This is a genomic window from Paraburkholderia phymatum (assembly GCF_040965635.1).
In the GTDB taxonomy this organism is placed as follows: domain Bacteria; phylum Pseudomonadota; class Gammaproteobacteria; order Burkholderiales; family Burkholderiaceae; genus Paraburkholderia; species Paraburkholderia phymatum_B.
This window is the reverse complement of sequence record NZ_JBFRCH010000052.1, coordinates 1-17,944: the sequence shown is the minus strand read 5'-3', so window position 1 is coordinate 17,944 and position 17,944 is coordinate 1. Positions and strand designations below refer to the sequence as shown.

The following is a 17,944-nucleotide window of genomic DNA, read 5'->3' as shown; positions in this document are numbered from 1 at the left end:
GCAGTTCCTTTGCTCAGTGGAGTTCAGAACCGATGACTACGCCCTTGATGTTTCAACCGTTGCGCCTGCGTTCGCTCGTGACGAGCGGTGCGCTGGTCTTTGCGATGCTCGCGTCCGGTGCCGCGCATGCGGCACAGACGGCCGTGATGGCCGTCGACTCGACGTTCACGACGCTCGATCCGTACGACGCGAACGACACGCTCTCGCAAGCCGTGTCGAAGTCCTTCTACCAGGGCCTGTTCGGCTTCGACAAGGACATGAAGCTCGTCAACGTGCTCGCGACGAGCTACGAAGCGAGCCCCGATGCGCGCGTCTACACGTTCAAGCTGCGCCAGGGCGTGAAGTTCCAGGACGGCACCGACTTCAACGCGGCCGCCGTGAAGGCGACCTTCGACCGCGTGACCGACCCGGCGAACAAGCTGAAGCGCTACAACATGTTCAGCCGCATCGAAAAGACGGAAGTGGTCGATCCGTACACGGTGAAGATCACGCTGAAGGCGCCGTTCTCGGCGTTCGTCAACGTGCTCGCGCATCCGTCGGCCGTGATGATGTCTCCCGACGCGATCAAGAAGTATGGCAAGGACATCGCGTTCCATCCTGTCGGCACGGGCCCGTTCGAGCTGGTGAAGTGGGACCCCGCCGGCGACCTGACCGTGAAGAAATTCGGCGGCTACTGGAAGAAGGGCTATCCGAAGATCGATGAGATCGACTGGAAGCCCGTCGTCGACAACAACACGCGCGCCGCGCTCGTGCGCACGGGCGAAGCGGACTTCGCGTTCCGCATTCCGTTCGAACAGGCAGCGACGCTGCAATCGAGCCCGAAGGTCGACGTCATCGCGACGCCGTCGATCATCAACCGCTACGTCAGCCTCAACACGACGAAGAAGCCGTTCGACAACCCGAAGGTGCGCGAAGCGCTCAACTACGCGATCAACAAAGAGGCGCTCGCGAAGGTCGCGTTCTCCGGTTACGCGATCCCCGCCGACGGCGTGATTCCCGAAGGCGTCGACTACGCGACGAAGCTCGGCCCGTGGCCCTACGACCCGGCGAAAGCACGCGCGCTGCTGAAGGAAGCGGGCTATCCGAACGGCTTCGAGACGACGCTCTGGTCGGCGTACAACAATTCGACGTCGCAGAAGACCATCCAGTTCGTGCAGCAGCAGCTTGCGCAAGTCGGCGTGAAGGCGAGCGTCGAGGCGCTCGAAGCAGGCCAGCGCGTCGCGAAGGTGGAAAGCGCGCAAGACCCGGCGACGGCGCCTGTGCGCATGTACTACATCGGCTGGTCGTCGTCGACGGGCGAAGCGGATTGGGGCATCACGCCGCTGCTCGCGTCGTCGTCGTTCCCGCCGAAGCTCGTGAACACGGCTTACTACAAGAACGATACCGTCGACAGCGATCTGACGAAGGCGCTCGAAACGACGGACCGCACGCAGAAGGCCGCGCTCTACGGCGACGCGCAAAAGCGTATCTGGGCCGACGCGCCGTGGATCTTCCTCGTCAAGGAGAAGATCGTCTATGCGCGCAGCAAGCGCCTGTCGGGCGCGTATGTCGCGCCGGACGGCTCGTTCAACTTCGATGAAATCGCCGTGAAGTAAGCGCGCGCAATGCCCGTTCCGAAGCGCGCGTTTCGGGACGGGCATGTTCGCTTCACGCCGCGCATGCTCTTCGATAGCGGATCGCTCTCATGCTGAACTTTCTCGTCAAACGCCTGCTGGGCCTGCTGCCGACGCTCGTGATCGTCGCCGGCCTCGTGTTCCTGTTCGTGCACCTGCTGCCCGGCGATCCCGCGCGGCTCGCGGCCGGCCCCGAAGCCGACGATGCGACGGTTGCGCTCGTGCGCGCCGATCTCGGTCTCGACAAGCCGATGCCGCAGCAGTTCGTGAACTTCTTCGTGCGCATCGCGCATGGCGACTTCGGCACGTCGACGCGCAGCAAGCGTCCCGTTGCCGCGGAGATCGGCGAGCGCTTCATGCCGACGCTGATGCTCACGCTCGTCAGCATGGTGTGGGCCGTGATCTTCGGCATGGCGATCGGCATCGTGTCGGCCGTGTGGCGCAACAAGTGGCCCGACAGGCTCGGCATGACGCTCGCCGTGTCGGGCATTTCGTTCCCCGCGTTCGCGTTCGGCATGCTGCTGATGGAAGTGTTCTCCGTGCAGCTCGGCTGGCTCCCGATCGTCGGCGATGGCTCGTGGCGCAGCTACGTGCTGCCGTCCGTCACGCTCGGCGCGGCCGTCGCCGCCGTGATGGCGCGCTTCACGCGCGCATCGTTCGTCGAGGTGCTGAACGAAGACTACGTGCGGACCGCCCGCGCGAAAGGCGTCGCGGAGCAATGGGTCGTCATCCGTCATTGCCTGCGCAACGCGATGATTCCCGTCGTCACAATGATGGGCTTGCAGTTCGGCTTTCTGCTCGGCGGCTCGATCGTCGTCGAAGTGGTGTTCAACTGGCCGGGCATGGGACGGCTGCTGGTGGACGCCGTCGCGATGCGCGACTATCCAGTGATTCAGGCCGAAGTGCTGCTGTTCTCACTGGAATTCATCGTCATCAATCTGGTCGTGGACGTGCTGTATGCCGTCATCAACCCGACCATCCGTTTCAAGTGAGGCACGCATGAGCACGACCGCCGACAACACCCGCGCCGTCGCTTCCCCTCACGGCGAGCGCGCGATCCGCACGCCGTGGAGCGAGTTCTGGCGCAAGTTCCGCCAGCAGCATGTCGCCCTCGTGGCGGGCGTGTTCGTGCTGCTGCTCGTCGCCGTTTCGATTGCGGGGCCGCACATCGTGCCGTACGACCCCGAAAATTATTTCGACTATGACGCGCTGAATGCAGGGCCATCCGCTGCGCACTGGTTCGGCGTCGACGCGCTGGGCCGCGATATCTTCAGCCGCATCGTCGCGGGCACGCGCATCTCTCTGGCGGCGGGGTTTGTTTCGGTTGCGATCGGCGCGGTCGTCGGCACGCTCTTCGGCCTGCTCGCGGGCTATTACGAAGGCTGGTGGGACCGCATCACGATGCGCGTCGCCGATGTGCTGTTCGCGTTCCCTGGCATCCTGCTCGCGATCGGCATCGTCGCGATTCTCGGCAACGGAATCGTCAACGTGATCTGCGCGGTGGCCGTGTTCAGCATTCCCGCGTTCGCGCGGCTCGTGCGCGGCAATACGCTGATGCTCAAGCACCTGACCTATGTCGAAGCGGCGCGCAGCATCGGCGCGTCGGACTGGACCATCATCATGCGGCACATTCTGCCGGGCACGATTTCGTCCGTCATCGTGTACCTGACGATGCGCATCGGCACGTCGATCATCACGGCCGCGAGCCTGTCGTTTCTCGGACTCGGCGCGCAGCCGCCCACGCCCGAGTGGGGCGCGATGCTCAACGAAGCGCGCGCCGACATGGTCACTGCGCCGCATATCGCGCTCTTCCCGAGTCTCGCGATCTTCCTGACGGTGCTTGCGTTCAACCTGCTCGGCGACGGCTTGCGCGACGCGCTCGACCCGAAGCTGGACCGGCCATGAACGCGCCGCGGATGCCGCATATCAGCGTGCTGCCTTCGGGTGCGCTCGGCACGATCGCCGATGTGTCCGGTGTGACCGTCGGACATTGCACGCTCGATCAAGACGCGATACAGACGGGCGTGACCGTGATCCGCGCGCATCGCGACGATCCGTATCGTCAGAAGGTGCCCGCTGCCGCGAGCGTGATCAATGGCTTCGGCAAGAGCATCGGCCTCGTGCAGGTCGAAGAACTCGGCGCACTCGAAACGCCGATTGCACTGACCAACACGTTCGGCGTCGGCGCCGTCGCGCAGGCGCAGATTCGCGCCGCCATCGCAAGCAATCCGCAGATCGGGCGCGAGTGGCCGACCGTCAATCCGCTCGTGTTCGAATGCAACGATGGCTATCTCAACGACATTCAGGCGCTCGCGATTCAAGAGACGCACTATATGCAGGCGCTCGATGCGGCGGCCGCTTCGTTCGATCGCGGCTCGGTCGGCGCGGGGCGCGGCATGTCGTGCTTCGATCTCAAAGGCGGAATCGGTTCAGCGTCGCGCGTGGTCAGCGTGGCGGGCCGCGACTTCACAGTCGGCGCATTGGTGCTTGCGAACTTCGGCCGTCTGCCAATGCTGACCATCGACGGCGTGCCTGTTGGCCGCGAACTCGCGCTCGCGCGACACAAGCAGGCAACACACGCAACCGCAACGAAGCCCGAGCAAGGCTCGATCATCATGATCGTCGCCACCGACGCGCCGCTCGACGCACGCCAGCTCAAGCGTCTTTCGATGCGCGCCGCCGCCGGTCTCTCGCGCACGGGCTCGGTCTATGGACACGGCAGCGGCGACATCGCGCTCGCGTTCTCGACGGCGTGGACCGTTGCGCACGAGGGCGATCACATCGCGACGCCACCGTTGCTCAACGATGCGCGCCTCGATCCGCTGTTCCATGCGTGCGCCGATAGCGTCGAGCACGCGATTGTCGATGCACTATGGTCCGCCAGGTCGGTCACGGGTCGCGACGGCCACGCGCGTCTGTCGCTGCATGATGCAGTGCCCGATCTCGAACAACGCCTCAAGCAACGCAGCGCATGAAAGTCCTGATCTCAGTCGATATAGAAGGCGTCGCAGGCGTCGTCAATCCCGAGCAGACGCGCGCGGGCAACTGCGAATACGAACGCGCGCGCCGCTGGATGACGCTCGAAGCAAACGCGGCGATCGAAGGCGCGTTCGCGGGCGGCGCAACGCATGTGTGGATCAACGATTCGCATGGCGGCTTTCGCAATCTGCTGCCCGACATGCTCGATGCTCGCGCGAACGTGATACTCGGCAAGCCCCGCACGCTCGGCATGATGGCGGGCCTCGAGTACGGTCCGCAACTCGTGTTCACGATCGGCTATCACGCGATGGCGCAAAGCCGCGGCGTGCTCGCGCACACGATCAACAGCTTTGCATTCACGCACGTGAAGATGAACGGGCGCGACGTGGGCGAAGCGGGACTTTATGGCGCGCTCGCAAGCGAATACGGCGCGCGTGTCGCGCTGCTTTCCGGCGACGATGTGTTCGCCGAAGAAACGAAGCCCTTGTTTCCCGACGCGACGTTCGTGGTCACGAAGCACGCGATGGGTTATGCAAGCGGCTCGACGCTGACGCCGGAGCGTGCGTGCGCTGCGATCAGGCAAGCAGCGATGGATGTCGTCACAAGTCGTGCAGGCCGCGACGCCTTGCAACGCGCAACGCCCCAGTCCGTCGACATCGAACTGCGCGTGCAAACCACTGCGCTCGCGGACCTGTTCGGTCAGATGCCGTCACTGGAACGCCTGGACGGCGTCACGCTGCGCTTTTCGACACCATCCGTCGAGCACGCGGTGCGCACGCTGAACTGTCTGTCGGCGATGTCGTTCATGTTGCGCTGAAATCAGCGCTGACACGTCGCGGCTGCGCGACTCACGTCACGCGGTACGCGCCGATGTCTGCGTGGTCGATGCCGAGAATCGTATCGGCGTCGGCGCGTGCGTTTTCGAGTTGCACGAGACTTGCCTGACGCGCGGCGAGCGGATCGCGGTTCTGAATCGCCGTGAGAATCGCTTTATGGCGCGGCAGCGACAGCGCGTACGTGTCGGGATGGCGGCTCGTCAGCTTGATCGACTCCGACAGCGCCAGCGACATCATGTTGCCGATATAGCCGAGCATGTCGTTGTGCGTCGCAGCCATGATCGCGCGATGAAATTCGAGGTCTGGCTCGAGCAGATCGCCGGCCGTTTGCGCGCGTTCCATGCGCTCATATGCGCAGCCGATGCGCGCGAGGTCTTCGTCGATTGCCGCCGTTGCGGCGAGCGCGGCCGCCGCCGGTTCGATGATACGGCGCACCGTCATCAGCGACAGAAAGAACTCGCCTTCGGGGATGCTGTTGAGCGTCCAGTAGAGCACGTCGGGGTCGAGCATGTGCCACTCTTCGCGCGGCCGCACGACGCTGCCCACACGCGGCTTCGAAATCACGAGGCCCTTTGCCACGAGCACGCGCGTTGCTTCGCGCAGCACGGGTCGGCTCACGCCATATTTTTCGCAGAGTGTTGCCTCGGCGGGCAACCGTTCGCCCGGCAGCAGCCGGCCGCTGACGATCTCAATGCCGAGCTCCTGCACGATCCGCGCATGCAGGCTTTTGCGTTTCTGAAGATGCCGGTAGTCCATGATCTATTTGTTTTAACCGTGCGTATGCGGATGGTCGGACCGATCCCGTTGCGGCGCGCCATCGACCAAGGCTCGCGCGATCGCTCCGTATGGGCCATTCAAGCATAGCATGGGGCACACGCGCCACCGTCTGCTTCAGCGATTCATGCGCGGCGGGCGTCATGTCGACGGGCGCATGTCGCCAAGCGTGCGGTCAATGGGGTGGGGTTCATTTTTTGCTTGATCGTCGTCGGGAGGGCTGCTTTACTCGAATCGAACGCGAGCAGCGCCAGCGGCCACCTTCAAATCAGGTGACGGGAAGCAACAAGCGCATTCACTTCGACACGGACCACGGCAATGAAGCTGACATCACTCGCCTTCCTTGTTGCGTGCGTGGCGGCGGCGAACGTCGGGACGGCTGCCACGCGCGACGAGCAGACCAAGGCCTGCAAGCACGACGCGATCAAGTTCTGCGCGATCCACATCCCGAACAGGCAGAAGATCGAAGAATGCATGAAGGCCCACTACGGCAAGCTGTCGCCGCAATGCCAGGCGATGTTCGACGCCCCCGACGATGACAACCCGCCCTCTCGCCAGGCGGGCTCCGACGGCTCGTAGCGGGTTCCAGGGTCTGTTTACATATGGAACGTACATGCGAACGCCCGAAACCGGCCGCAGGGCAAGGAGCAAGGAGCGCCGTTTGGCCGAGCCAAACAAGCGACGCGCGACGCCGCCCTGCGGCCGGTTTCGGGCGTTCCCCTATATTGAATCCGAAAGTCAGGGGTTGCCCCGTAAAGGGCCGCTCGCGGCGTCACGCTCCTTGCGAATATGCCCCGAAGGAAATCCCCTTGGGGGACGTCCAGTATTCGCTGCGTCGCAGTCCTTGCGAGCGGCCCTTTACGGGGCAACGCATGTACGTTCCATATGTAAACAGACCCTACGGGACCTTGCTGAGCGGCAACGCCACTTCGACTCGGCCCGTTTCGAGGCCGACCGTATTGCGCATGCTTCTCAGGCGGAACGGATCGAGCGCACGATGCTGCGCTTCATCGCCGATACCCAGTTGCGTCAGCAGTTGCGCGACGATCGCATAGAGAATCGTCGAGTTGCCGTCCTCCACCTTGACGGCGATGCCCAGCGCGCCCTTCGCGCCGAGCTTCGCCGTCTGCGCTGAAGCCCGCACGCCGATCGCATAGCTCGCGTCGGCGCCGAACTTGCCGACCAGCGCGCCCTCGTATGCGCGCATCAGCGCCGTGCAGAACCGCCCCTCCCCCGCAACCATCTCCGGATGCGACGTCATCGCGCGATAGATGCGGGCGAGCGCCTCGTCTTCGCGTGAACCCGACGTCCGCTCGTCGGCCGCGCGCGCGAGCTTCATGTAGAGGCGCGCCAGGCGGTCGAGCGCGAAGGCGGGCGTGGGCAGATTGCAGCCGTCGATGGCCCATTGCACGCCGTCGTCGGGCAGGTCGCATGCTTGCGCGACGGTGCGCTTCACGCGCTGCTGCAACGGATGTCCGGCGAGGTGATAGTCCGCGAGCGCCGCGCCGATCGCCCGCGCGCCCGCCAGCATGCCCGCGTGCTTGCCCGAGCAGTTGCTGCACACGGGGCCCGGCACGAAGTCGCGCCTGATCCATTCGCGGTAGACGTCATCCGAAATGGGCGGATGGCCGCCGCAACGCAGATCGGCCTCGGTCGCCTGCGCCTTTGCGAGCATGCTGCGCGCGCGTTCGATGTGCCGCTCTTCGCTGTTATGCGAGCCGCACATCAGCGCGAGGTCCGCTTCGTCGAAGCCGAAGCGTTCGAGCGCGCCCGTTTCGACGACGGCCAGCGCCTGAACCGGCTTGGCCGCCGACCTCACCAGCGTGACGCGCGACGGGTCTCCGCACGAAGCCAGCAGCCGTCCCTCCGTATCGACGACGGCGGCATGCGCGGCGTGTGTGTTCTCGACGATGGCGCCGCGATAGACGGTGGCAGCAATGGACATCGGGTCTCCTTTCGTTTTCGGTGGTGTCCGCACAAAAACAGCGCGACAGGTCCATCCGATTCTACCGGGACGATTGCGGCCCCCCTTCCAGGCGCGATCCCTGCGTGTCGGATACATTGGACCGGCCGAATCGGCGTGTCGTCCGGCGTGAGAGCAGCCACCACCTTCCATGGCACAGGAGAAAGAAATGCACATTGCGAGCAAACTGATCGTCCTCTTCGCCTCGGCCTCGCTGGGAGTCGGCGCGGCCGCGCCTGCGTTCGCGCAAAACACGGGCGCCTCGGGCAGCACGGACACGGCGGGCGCAGCCGCGTCGGCCGCGAAGCCGACCAAGGCGCAGCAAAAGCAGGCGCGCAAGGAAGCGCGCGCGAAGCGCAACGCCGAATTGAAGAAGCTCGAAGACGCGGGTTATAAGCCGTCCCGCAACGATCCGAACTACCCGCAGGATTTGCAAGACGCGCAGAAGAAAGCGGGCATCGGGCAAGGCGCGAGCCAGTAACCTTCACATTCAGTTCACAGAGCCGCACGCGGTACTTCTTGCGTGCGGCCTCGCGATTGCGCGGTGCGACGTCGTAGCGAATCGCATCGCCATCTCTCCTCGTTGCCGCGTTCAACTCCGGCACGTATTTTCTGATGCATCGCGGCAAGGTGACGGGCAAGTCGGATGCATTCATCGGAACGGTGTTTTCGCTCGACCTGCCGCGCGTTGCGCAAGGCTGGGTGCGTTGAACATCGCGCCGGCATCGTGCCGCGCTGCGCAGCTTTCGAAATCGTCACTCATGCACTGGAGAACGGCTTAAGGCCTCGTGCAGCGCGGGCGGACGTCCGCGCCCCGTTTTACGTGCGTTGCGGCGTCTGTCGCCACATGCGGCGGCGTGTGTTGCGTCCCGCACGATCATCGCTGCCCGTAATAACGGCCTGGCTAAAACCGCACTACAATGCTTGCCGTCCGACGTCTCGTAGTCCGCTTTTTTCACCATGTTCAGCCGCCCATCCCGAGTCGCTCTCGCTCTGACCCTGCCCGCGCTTGCCGTGCTTGCCGCGTGTTCGACGCCGCCCAAAGCGAAGCTCCAGGAAGACTTCGTCAACGGCAGCGCAAGCCCCTATACCCGCGCGTTCCAGGTGGGAAGCACGGAAGCCTGCGAAGGCGCGCGCCGCGCGCTGCTGAGCCAGGGCTACATGACGACGCTGGTGCGCCCGGATACCGTCGACGCGACCAAGAACTTCCAGCCCGCAAGCGACTCCCATTTCACCGTCGAGTTTCATATCGTCTGCACGGCGGGCGACGACGCGACGAACAGCAGCATCGTCTATGCGAACGCGGTGCAGAACGGCTATGCGCTGAAGAAGAGCGATACGTCGGCGAGCGTGGGGTTGAGCGTGCTCGGCTCGCTGTCGCTGCCGATCCGCTCGAACAGCGACGCGATGGTGAAAATCTCCAGCGAGACGATTCAGTCGGGCAAGTTCTATAACGGCTTCTTCGATCTCGTCGGCCACTATCTTGCCAACGTGGTGCGCAGTTCGCCCGTGCCCGGCGATACCATCAGCGCCACGCCGTTGCCGATGCCGCCCGCTCCGCCCGCGCTCGTCGTCACGCCGATGCCCGCGACGCTGGGCGGCAACGCGGCGCCCGTCATCATGCCTGCGGCGCAAGCGGCAGCGGCAGCAACTGCAACACCTGCAACATCGGCAGTACCCGCAACACGCGCGGCGCCCGTTGCAGCTCCCATCGCACCCGTGACACCCCTCGGCCCCACCATCCCGATGATGCCCGCGCACGAAACGACGGCACTCGACAGCACGCCGGCGATTGCAGCGTCGCCGGCATCGGGCGCAGCCGCGTCGCCGCAGTAGCCGCAAGCGCGCCTTCGCTGCATAGACCCGAATCGAAAATCGCCGCTGCCACGCGGCGATTTTTATATCCGATGGCTCGCCTAAGGAAACGATCGCGCATGGCGTTTCACGTCGCGACACACTGGCGTCACCCTATGAAGAATCGCTCATCGTCACGGGGCTCTTCGACGCTATTCCCGCGAGTGTTTTTCGCAACTTCCACGCATTTCTGATATTGGTTGAAGCAGCGCGGCTGTCGGGTTTCTGTATGTCTCCACACCCGAACATCCTTCGCTGATGGACCACTTCGATCGACTGTTCCCGATCGTCATGCCAAAGCCACGAGGGTCGAGCACTTGAGATCAGGAGGACCGCACGCGTGATCGCGAACGCATGTCGCGATGCGCGACGTATCGCGTGATGCGCGAGATCGAGCGCGTGCAAATGTGCATTTCCCTCAATGCTTCATACACGGAGAACGACAATGCAAAGAAGACACTTCGTAACAGCAGGTGTTGCTGCCCTCGCGTACGGCGGTCTGATGCTGTCGGGTTGCAGCACCACCACGCGTAGCGGGGAATCGGCCGCTACGGACATGTCCAAGCGCCAGTCGATCGATGCGGGCGTCGACGGCACGATGGCGAAGCTCTATACGAGCGTGCAGGGCTCGCGAGAACTGGTGGGAAAGGCGCGCGGCGTGCTCGTGTTTCCTTCCGTGCTGCAGGTCGGGTTCGTCGTCGGAGGGCAGTATGGCGAGGGCGCGCTGCGCGTCGGCGGCAGCACGGCGGGCTACTACAGCACGATCTCCGGATCGTTCGGCCTCACGGCGGGCGCGCAGTCGAAGGCGCTCATCTTCCTTTTCATGACACAGGATGCGCTGGACACATTCCAGAACTCGAAGGGCTGGTCCGCGGGAGCGGATGCATCGGTGGCGCTCATCAAGGTGGGGGCGAACGGCGCAATCGATACCTCGACGGCGACCGCGCCTGTCGAAGCCATCGTGATGACGAACTCGGGGCTGATGGGCGACGTGTCGCTCGCGGGCACCAAGGTCTCGAAGCTGACGATCTGAACGGCTGGAATGCGCGCGCCGCGGGCTGTTGGTGCGCAGCGGCGCGCGTGAATATCGATGACGTAAATGGCGGGCCAGCGCAATGGCGCGCCGTTCTTTCCTTCGCGTGAACAGTGACCTGTGAGAAGCGGCACGTCACGCCACTCCCGGCACCTTTCGAGCGCCTCCACGGCAAGGCCGCAAAGCTTCCTTATTGCACGACCACCCTGCTCAACGACGGCGAGTTGCAAGCGACCGTCATTGTTCCTGGCAGACCGATCGCATCACTCGATCCCCCGCGTCATCCGTTGAATCGCTTGCGGCGGCTGGCCGTACGCACGCAGGAACGCCCGGCGCATGCGCTCGCGGTCGCCGAAGCCCGTGTCGCGCGCGACAACATCGACGCCGTGCCGTCCCGTCTCGAGCATCAGGCGCGCCGCCTCGACGCGCAGGCGCTCGACGGCTTTCGCCGGCGTCTGCCCCGTCTCCTCCCTGAATGCGCGCGTGAACTGGCGCGGGCTTAGATGCGCGGCGTCCGCGAGCTGCTCGACGGAAAGCGGCGTGTGCAGATTGCGCCGCGCGTACGAAAGGGCCGTCTGGATGCGGTCTGACTTCGGCTCCAGTTCGAGCAGCGCGGAGAACTGCGATTGTCCGCCCGCGCGCCGGTGATACAGCACCAGCTTGCGCGCGACGTGGCGCGCGAGCTCGACGCCCGCGTCCTTTTCGACGAACGCGAGCGCGAGGTCGAAGCACGCCGTCATGCCCGCCGACGTCCACACGTCGTTGTCAATGATGAAGATGCGGTCCTCTTCGACTTTCACCGCGGGGTAACGCTTGCGCAGGTCGTCCGCGTAAAACCAGTGCGTCGTGGCGCGCCGCCCGTCGAGCAGCCCGGCCTCGGCCAGATGGAACGCCCCCGTGCACGCCGCCGCGACGCGCCGCGCGGACGGCGCCGCGCGCTTCAGAAACTCGATCAGCGACGGCGTCGAGGGCAGCAGGTCGTTGTCGCCGACGATCAGAATCGTGTCGAAGCGGCTGTCGTCGAAAGGCTCGGTCGTCACCGTAAATCCCGACGAACAGCGCACCGGCCCGCCGTGCTCGGAGAGCAGCACGAACTCGTACAACGGCTCGCTCACCTCGCGGTTGGTGAACTCGAACACCGTCGTCATGCCCAGATTCATCACCTGAAAACCGGGGAACAGAACGATTCCGACGCGCAGCATGGCTTGACTCCAGCGATGTCCTAAAAGGTGGCATCTATGACATTGAGGCCATGTGAGTATGCACCTAATCTTGGGGACATGCAGCCGACGCGACGTCGAATCTGCTTCCCCCCATCCTCAGGAGCATTGTCATGTCGAATTCTTCGAACCCGAATTCTTTGAACCCGAGCCTCGGCACGGCCGTCGTGACGGGCGCCTCGTCGGGCATTGGCGCCGTGTACGCGGACCGCCTCGCGCGCCGCGGCTACGATCTGATCGTGGTCGCCCGCAACCGCGCGCGTCTCGAACAGCTGGCCAAGCGCATCACGAACGAAACGGGCCGCTCGGTCGAAATCATCACCGCCGACCTCAACGACGACGCCGATATCCGCCGCGTCGAGAACGTGCTGCGCACCGACGCAAGCATCACGACGCTGGTGAACAACGCGGGCTTTGGCGCAGCCGCGCCGCTGCTGGACGCGGACGTCGATACGATGGAATCGATGATCAAGCTGAACGTCGTCGCGCTGACGCGGCTCACCTACGCGATCGCGCCCGCGTTTGTCGCGCGCGGAGGCGGCAACATCATCAACATCGCGTCGATCGTGGCGATTGCGCCGGAGATCCTGAACGGCGTCTATGGCGGCACGAAAGCGTTCGTGCTCGCGTTCACGCAATCGCTGCATCACGAACTGGCGAGCAAAGGTGTCAAGGTGCAAGCCGTGATGCCGGGCGCGACGCGTACTGAGTTCTTCGATGTCGCGGGCGTGCCCATCGGAATGCTCGAAGAGCAAGGCATCCTGATGTCGGCGGAACAGATGGTGGATGCGTCTCTCGTCGGCTTCGACCGCGGCGAGCTGGCGACGATTCCGTCACTGCCCGACTACGCCGACTGGCAGGCGTTCGAATCGGCCCGCGCGGCACTCGGGCCCAACCTGTCGCGCAGCGTCCCGGCTGAGCGGTTCAAAGTGGCTTGACGCAGTGCTGCGGCACGCGGTGCGAATCTTTGATTGCACCGCATGCCGCGCCCCTCGCATGGCGAGTTTATGCGCCTAAACTCGCTCCCCATGATTCGGCAACCTCGTTCGGCAACCTCGCCGGCAATCTCGCCCGGCAACCTCACGCGCCGAGCAGCATGCCGGTGCGGAAAGGCCCAGTGCACGTCACGCGGCCAGGCGGCGCGCCCGCCGTCACGAAACGGATCGCCCGGCGCATGTAGAACGCGCCTTCCGTATGGCTGGTGAGGGTCGTGGTCTCGTCGGTCACCATCGGCTGAAGCCGCCGAAAGTCGTCGCGAAGGTCGAAGGGCTGTTCGAGTCGCTGCATCCCGTGAGCGAAACGGATTGCCTGTCGCGGGAGGCATCGGTGGTCACGAAGCGCGGGCCGTTTGCGCGCGCTGACGACGATCGACGTGCGCGAGCGCGCAAGCGAGCAGCAGGTGTGCGTGCTGAAGCGCGCCGCCGCGCCGCTCACACCCGCCGCACAGCAACTCGCGACGATGATCGCGTCGTACGCGCGCACCGTGCGCGCGCGAAACAGGCACGCGTGATTCGCTTCGAAAGCGCCGCGAAGCTCCCGAAAAACCTCACCTGAAGCGCCATCGGCGGACGTTGGCAGAAAACCGCGCGCGGTTGGCAGCATCGCGCGTATCAATGCTTTTGCTGCACGCAAGGGCTCTCCCTACACTTTGGTCACACGCCGCTCGCTCACATCAGCCAAGCGAACGGCCACCGCCGATCACGTTCTGGAGAACACGAAATGAGCGAAATCATTGCAGGCATCAAGATCCCCGACAGCAAGATGGCGCGCGAAGCGACGCAGCTCGTGCGCGACACCGAAACCGATCTGCTCTATCACCATTCGCGCCGCGTGTTTCTGTTCGGCGCGCTGACGGGCGAGCGCAAGCATCTGAAGTACGACCCGGAGCTGCTGTACATCGGCGCGATGTTTCATGACATGGGCCTGATGGAGAAGTACAGCAGCAAGCACGATCGCTTCGAAGTCGATGGCGCGAACACTGCGCGCAATTTCCTGCAAGGCTATGGCATCGACGAAAACGACATCGACATGGTGTGGGACGCGATCGCGCTGCATACGACGCCGGGCATTCCGCAGTACAAGAAGCCCGTGGTCGCGCTGGTGACGGCGGGCGTCGAGATGGATGTGCTGGGTCTCGCGTACGACGAGTTCTCGTCCGAGGATCGCAAGTTGGTCGTGGCTGCGCATCCGCGCGGCGAGAGCTTCAAGGAGAACATCATCGAAGCATTCGCGAACGGCACGAAGCACAAGCCGCTGACGACTTTCGGCAACGTGAAGGCCGATGTGCTCGCGCTGAAAGACCCGGAATACAAGCGCCTGAACTTCTGCAGCATCATCCTGGGCTCGGCGTGGAACGACTCGAACGTGCAGGTCGGCGCGTGCCGCAATCCGGCGCATAACCCCATGCCTGACCGCGCGACGGCAGCGTAAGCGCGAAAGACCGCTCTCTCCTCGTCAAGGTCTATTGACGATCAAGCCGCTTGCAGTCTCCGCTCAAGCGTGCGTTTGAATCCGCGTTCATGCGAGCGCGGATTCTTTTTTCGCGCGACGCATCGCGTTTCGCGCGATCATTTCGCGCCAGTGACTGTCGGTGGGTCTAACAGCGGGTTAACGGCTCTTCGCCGCCTTCACGAGACACTCCGACAGCTTGTCGAAGTGCTTGAGCGCCGCCTGTGTCAGTTCGATCTGCTTGCGACGCGTGTCTTCCGTATCCGTAAGCATGATCCAGCCCTTGTCGCGCATCGACTTGAGCCGCGCATGCAGCGTCGCGGGCGAGCCCAGTTCGCTCCTCGCCATCATGTCGCGCACGGACAGGCGCTCCTTGCTCTGACCCGCGCGCGCGACCAGTTCCAGAATCTTCTCTTCCAGCGGGTCCAGCGACGGCAACGACGGCAGGCCGCGCAATGCCTCGGCCAGTTGCAGGAAGCGAAGGTAGATGTCCGCGGGACGCGTCATGCACGAAGTTCCGGTTCGGCGCCTTGCCGGTCGCGCTCGGGTTCAGGTTGTGGAAAAGTTGGATGGGCTATCATCGCGGCTGTTTGCAACAGCAACATTTGGATTTTACGACGGTGTCACGCTTTCAGTTGCACTTGTATTCGGTGACGGGCACGGTCGTCGTGTTCATCTTCTCGCTATGGGCAAACGAGCAGATCTTCACGCACTCGCAATTCGTGCGCGGCGTGAACTGGATCTACCTGCCCGCGGGTATCCGCCTGCTGAGCACGCTGCTGCTCGGCGCTGACGGCGCGCTCGGCCTGCTGATCGCAAGCTGGATCGTCAACTTCGCGTACTTCTTTCCGAACGACATCGTGCGTTCGCTCGCGGGCGGCATCATCGCGACGGCCGCGCCATACGGCGTCTATCGCCTCTCGCGCGAACTCTGGGGTTTGCAGTCATCGCTCGCGAATCTCACCGCGAAACGCTTGCTGATCCTCGTGCTCGCGTATTCGATTGCGAGCCCGTTGCTGCATCACATCTGGTTCGTGCTGCGCGGCGATACGCAGAACATCGTCGAGCGCTTTCTCGCAATGGTGATTGGCGATCTGACGGGCACGCTCATCGTCATCTATACGCTCAAGGGGCTGCTGTCGCTGCTGCCGCGCCGCCGTATCGCGCGACCGGCCGAGCCGGGTTCGAGTTGAAGCCTACGCGCGGCACAACTGAAGCTGCGCATCGAAGCGCGGCCAGTCGACGGCCAGCAACGGTATCGTCGTGTCGCCTCGCGCGCGGTAGAAGAAGTAGCGCATCCAGCCTTCCATGATCACCGCGTTGCCCGTCGACAACAGGCACGGCGGCCGCGCGATCGCCGGATAGCGCATCACGGGCACCTCACGCGCGAGCGCGTCCAGTTGCGCACGCGCGGCCGCCTTGGCCTCGTCGCCGTCGCCGAACTGCGCCGCGAGATGCTCCGTCACGGCTTCGTCCACCTGATGCGCGAACATCTCGACGTACGAGGCCGCGACGTCATCGATATACGGCGCGATGCCGTGATAACTCCATGCGTCGGCGTGCGTGCGTCGCATCGCCGCCATTTTCGCCGGCAGCGGCAACGCGCCGAAACGCGTCGCGCCGTGATGAAGCGCGTCCCGAAACGCCGGGTAGCGCGTCAGCCATGTGGATGCGCTGCTGTCCACCTCGCCGTTCTGTGCCAGCGTATGGGAATGGACAGCGCGCTCCCTATGTACTGCTGTTTGGACCAGCTCTCTCAGGTTCATCGTTATAGAAATTATAACAATTCAGCGGCACTCATGGCGAGAGTCCGTTCGCAACTGTCGCCGAACGACGACGTTGCCGATCAGCGATCGTTCATGCGATAAACATCCCGCCGTCGCCGTTCGGCGTTAGCTATAAAAAATATAACGATGAGAAGCCGACCGCGCAAGACGGATTACGCGATTTCGTGTGCTTTCATGCGCTGTGATTCGACGATCGGCAAAAGCTCCGAAGGCCCGAAAAGGAACGGGCCAACGTCATCGCGCGACGGACGCGCGCGACGATCGCCGCGCCGTCTGCGATGGCAACTCGCCGAACTGCGCCTTGTACGCATTGGCGAAATGCCCGAGGTGCACGAACCCCCATTGCGCGGCGGCGTCGCTAACCGACAGATCGGCCTGCCGCGTATCGAGCAGCAGGCGCCGCACCTGCGAGAGACGCAGCGAGCGCACATACGTCAACGGGTTCGTCTGCACCACGGCCTGAAAACTGTTCTGCACCGTGCGACGGCTTACGCGCAACCGCGTGCAGAGGCTTTGAATGTCGAAGGGCTCTTCGGGATGCTCGATCACGAAGTCGTGAATGCGCCGCACGGTATCGGCCTGGCACGCGTGCGTGAGCCGGTTCGTCGATGCCGGCACGTGATACGCGAGCAGATCGACGAGCACCTCGCCGACGCGGCTGCGCAGCGCGTGTTGTGCGCGCGCTTCGTCGAATGCGTCGGGCTGCGCGAGCACGCTTTCGAGCAGCACCGCGATCTGCAAGCCCGCGCGTGCGCAGGCGGCGCTCGGAATATCGACCACCGTGCGTCGAAAGAGAGCGTCGGTCAGATCGACGCCCGCGCTGTCGGCGATCCCTTGCAGCATGTCCGAGCCGATCACGACGCCGACCAGCGACATCTCATCGGGCGAATGAAACTCGAATGGCTCGCCGCCCGGCGCCATCACGAATACGCCGCGATCGATACGCGCGCCGCCGAACGTGAACGCGCCCGCGCCCGTGAGCGGAACGCCGAAGGTCATCTGATCAGGCGGCAAGTATCCGCGCTGCACGACGCGCAAATTGGCGGACTCGTGAAAGAGGTGCACGCCGTTCAGCTCGATCTGCTTCACGGCGCTGCGAAACGCGCCCGGGCCGATCTGGTCGTAACGCTGATCCCAGCCCCGCAGCGCGGCCGCGTGCTGATCGGCATCGTCGAAGAACTGGTGATGGACGAACACAATGCCCCCAACTATCCGGGAAAAACAGCGAAGTTTCGTAGAATAAACCGACCGCGTGGTCGGGGAGAGATATCCAAGGGTATTTCCTGGCCGTTTGCCGTTTGCGGTCTGCCGTTTGCGGTTTGCGGTTTGCGGTTTGCGGTTTGCGGTTTGCGGTTTGCGGTTTGCGGTTTGCGGTTTGCGGTTTGCGGTTTGCGGTTTGCGGTTTGCGGTTTGCGGTTTGCGGTTTGCGGTTTGCGG

The 17,944-nt window shown here is 64.0% G+C and carries 18 protein-coding genes and 3 pseudogenes; 13 read left to right on the top strand and 8 right to left on the bottom strand.

The features are described 5' to 3' along the window. Positions 1–32 precede the first annotated feature (32 nt). The 5 genes from gsiB to AB4Y32_RS37895 all read left to right on the top strand — a co-directional run bounded on the left by gsiB (position 33) and on the right by AB4Y32_RS37895 (position 5,409). Positions 33–1,595, top strand: coding sequence for a glutathione ABC transporter substrate-binding protein GsiB (gene gsiB / locus AB4Y32_RS37915; RefSeq protein ID WP_368726187.1), 1,563 nt, complete (start codon positions 33–35; stop codon positions 1,593–1,595). Positions 1,596–1,684: 89 nt separating this feature from the next. Next, positions 1,685–2,605, top strand: coding sequence for a glutathione ABC transporter permease GsiC (gene gsiC / locus AB4Y32_RS37910; protein WP_368726186.1), 921 nt, complete (start codon positions 1,685–1,687; stop codon positions 2,603–2,605). 7 nt (positions 2,606–2,612) lie between these two features. Continuing rightward, entirely contained in the window at positions 2,613–3,518 is a 906-nt protein-coding gene (gsiD, locus tag AB4Y32_RS37905; protein WP_368726185.1) for a glutathione ABC transporter permease GsiD, read from the top strand. Further along, positions 3,515–4,588 (top strand): P1 family peptidase, encoded by a 1,074-nt coding sequence (locus tag AB4Y32_RS37900; protein ID WP_368726184.1) that lies wholly within the window; start codon positions 3,515–3,517, stop codon positions 4,586–4,588. Before gsiD ends, AB4Y32_RS37900 begins: the two co-directional genes overlap by 4 nt. Next, the gene (locus AB4Y32_RS37895; protein WP_368726183.1) at positions 4,585–5,409 is read left to right on the top strand and encodes a M55 family metallopeptidase; all 825 of its coding nucleotides are present in this window, start codon (positions 4,585–4,587) and stop codon (positions 5,407–5,409) included. Before AB4Y32_RS37900 ends, AB4Y32_RS37895 begins: the two co-directional genes overlap by 4 nt. A 31-nt stretch (positions 5,410–5,440) precedes the next feature. On the opposite strand, the gene AB4Y32_RS37890 is transcribed toward AB4Y32_RS37895, so the two are convergent. Further along, positions 5,441–6,184, bottom strand: coding sequence for a FadR/GntR family transcriptional regulator (locus tag AB4Y32_RS37890; RefSeq protein ID WP_368726182.1), 744 nt, complete (start codon positions 6,182–6,184; stop codon positions 5,441–5,443). Between the two features lie 336 nt (positions 6,185–6,520). Here AB4Y32_RS37890 and AB4Y32_RS37885 point away from each other — a divergent pair, with 336 nt between their 5' ends. Next, positions 6,521–6,781 carry a hypothetical protein gene (locus AB4Y32_RS37885; protein ID WP_368726181.1) on the top strand — a complete coding sequence of 87 codons (261 nt, stop codon included), beginning with the start codon at positions 6,521–6,523 and terminating at the stop codon, positions 6,779–6,781. A gap of 319 nt (positions 6,782–7,100) precedes the next feature. On the opposite strand, the gene AB4Y32_RS37880 is transcribed toward AB4Y32_RS37885, so the two are convergent. After that, positions 7,101–8,147 (bottom strand): asparaginase, encoded by a 1,047-nt coding sequence (locus AB4Y32_RS37880; RefSeq protein ID WP_368726180.1) that lies wholly within the window; start codon positions 8,145–8,147, stop codon positions 7,101–7,103. A 187-nt stretch (positions 8,148–8,334) separates the two neighbouring features. On the opposite strand from AB4Y32_RS37880, the gene AB4Y32_RS37875 reads away from it, so the two are divergent. The 3 genes from AB4Y32_RS37875 (at position 8,335) to AB4Y32_RS37865 (ending at position 11,052) form a co-directional block, all read left to right on the top strand. Continuing rightward, a complete protein-coding gene (locus AB4Y32_RS37875; protein ID WP_368726179.1) occupies positions 8,335–8,646 on the top strand; it encodes a DUF4148 domain-containing protein in 312 nt (103 codons plus the stop codon). Positions 8,647–9,125: 479 nt separating this feature from the next. Continuing rightward, positions 9,126–10,001, top strand: a complete 876-nt coding sequence (locus AB4Y32_RS37870) for a DUF2242 domain-containing protein (protein WP_368726178.1) — start codon at positions 9,126–9,128, stop codon at positions 9,999–10,001. 463 nt (positions 10,002–10,464) lie between these two features. Further along, positions 10,465–11,052 carry a BPSL1445 family SYLF domain-containing lipoprotein gene (locus tag AB4Y32_RS37865; RefSeq protein WP_368726177.1) on the top strand — a complete coding sequence of 196 codons (588 nt, stop codon included), beginning with the start codon at positions 10,465–10,467 and terminating at the stop codon, positions 11,050–11,052. A 263-nt stretch (positions 11,053–11,315) separates the two neighbouring features. On the opposite strand, the gene AB4Y32_RS37860 is transcribed toward AB4Y32_RS37865, so the two are convergent. Next, complete coding sequence (locus tag AB4Y32_RS37860; RefSeq protein ID WP_368726176.1) at positions 11,316–12,254, bottom strand: GlxA family transcriptional regulator; 939 nt, start codon at positions 12,252–12,254, stop codon at positions 11,316–11,318. Positions 12,255–12,385: 131 nt separating this feature from the next. On the opposite strand from AB4Y32_RS37860, the gene AB4Y32_RS37855 reads away from it, so the two are divergent. Next, positions 12,386–13,210, top strand: a complete 825-nt coding sequence (locus tag AB4Y32_RS37855; RefSeq protein ID WP_368726175.1) for an SDR family NAD(P)-dependent oxidoreductase — start codon at positions 12,386–12,388, stop codon at positions 13,208–13,210. A gap of 142 nt (positions 13,211–13,352) precedes the next feature. Here AB4Y32_RS37855 and AB4Y32_RS37850 read toward each other — a convergent pair. Next, positions 13,353–13,553 (bottom strand): annotated as a pseudogene (locus tag AB4Y32_RS37850) (hypothetical protein); the annotation flags it as partial. On the opposite strand from AB4Y32_RS37850, the pseudogene AB4Y32_RS37845 reads away from it, so the two are divergent. Beyond that, positions 13,500–13,782, top strand: a pseudogene (locus AB4Y32_RS37845) (LysR family transcriptional regulator); the annotation flags it as partial. The pseudogenes AB4Y32_RS37850 and AB4Y32_RS37845 sit on opposite strands and share 54 nt — an antisense overlap. A gap of 209 nt (positions 13,783–13,991) precedes the next feature. Continuing rightward, complete coding sequence (locus AB4Y32_RS37840; RefSeq protein WP_368726174.1) at positions 13,992–14,702, top strand: HD domain-containing protein; 711 nt, start codon at positions 13,992–13,994, stop codon at positions 14,700–14,702. 177 nt (positions 14,703–14,879) lie between these two features. On the opposite strand, the gene AB4Y32_RS37835 is transcribed toward AB4Y32_RS37840, so the two are convergent. After that, positions 14,880–15,227, bottom strand: coding sequence for a winged helix-turn-helix domain-containing protein (locus tag AB4Y32_RS37835; RefSeq protein WP_368726173.1), 348 nt, complete (start codon positions 15,225–15,227; stop codon positions 14,880–14,882). Between the two features lie 113 nt (positions 15,228–15,340). Here AB4Y32_RS37835 and AB4Y32_RS37830 point away from each other — a divergent pair, with 113 nt between their 5' ends. Then, on the top strand, positions 15,341–15,913 hold the full coding sequence (locus AB4Y32_RS37830) for a hypothetical protein (protein WP_368726172.1): 573 nt from the start codon (positions 15,341–15,343) through the stop codon (positions 15,911–15,913). A gap of 3 nt (positions 15,914–15,916) precedes the next feature. Here the strand turns inward: AB4Y32_RS37830 and AB4Y32_RS37825 are convergent, their stop codons facing one another. The 3 genes and pseudogenes from AB4Y32_RS37825 to AB4Y32_RS37815 form a co-directional block, all read right to left on the bottom strand. Beyond that, positions 15,917–16,405, bottom strand: a complete 489-nt coding sequence (locus AB4Y32_RS37825; protein ID WP_368726171.1) for a hypothetical protein — start codon at positions 16,403–16,405, stop codon at positions 15,917–15,919. A 336-nt stretch (positions 16,406–16,741) separates the two neighbouring features. Beyond that, positions 16,742–17,704, bottom strand: coding sequence for a helix-turn-helix domain-containing protein (locus tag AB4Y32_RS37820; RefSeq protein ID WP_368726170.1), 963 nt, complete (start codon positions 17,702–17,704; stop codon positions 16,742–16,744). 11 nt (positions 17,705–17,715) lie between these two features. After that, positions 17,716–17,944 (bottom strand): annotated as a pseudogene (locus AB4Y32_RS37815) (hypothetical protein); the annotation flags it as partial.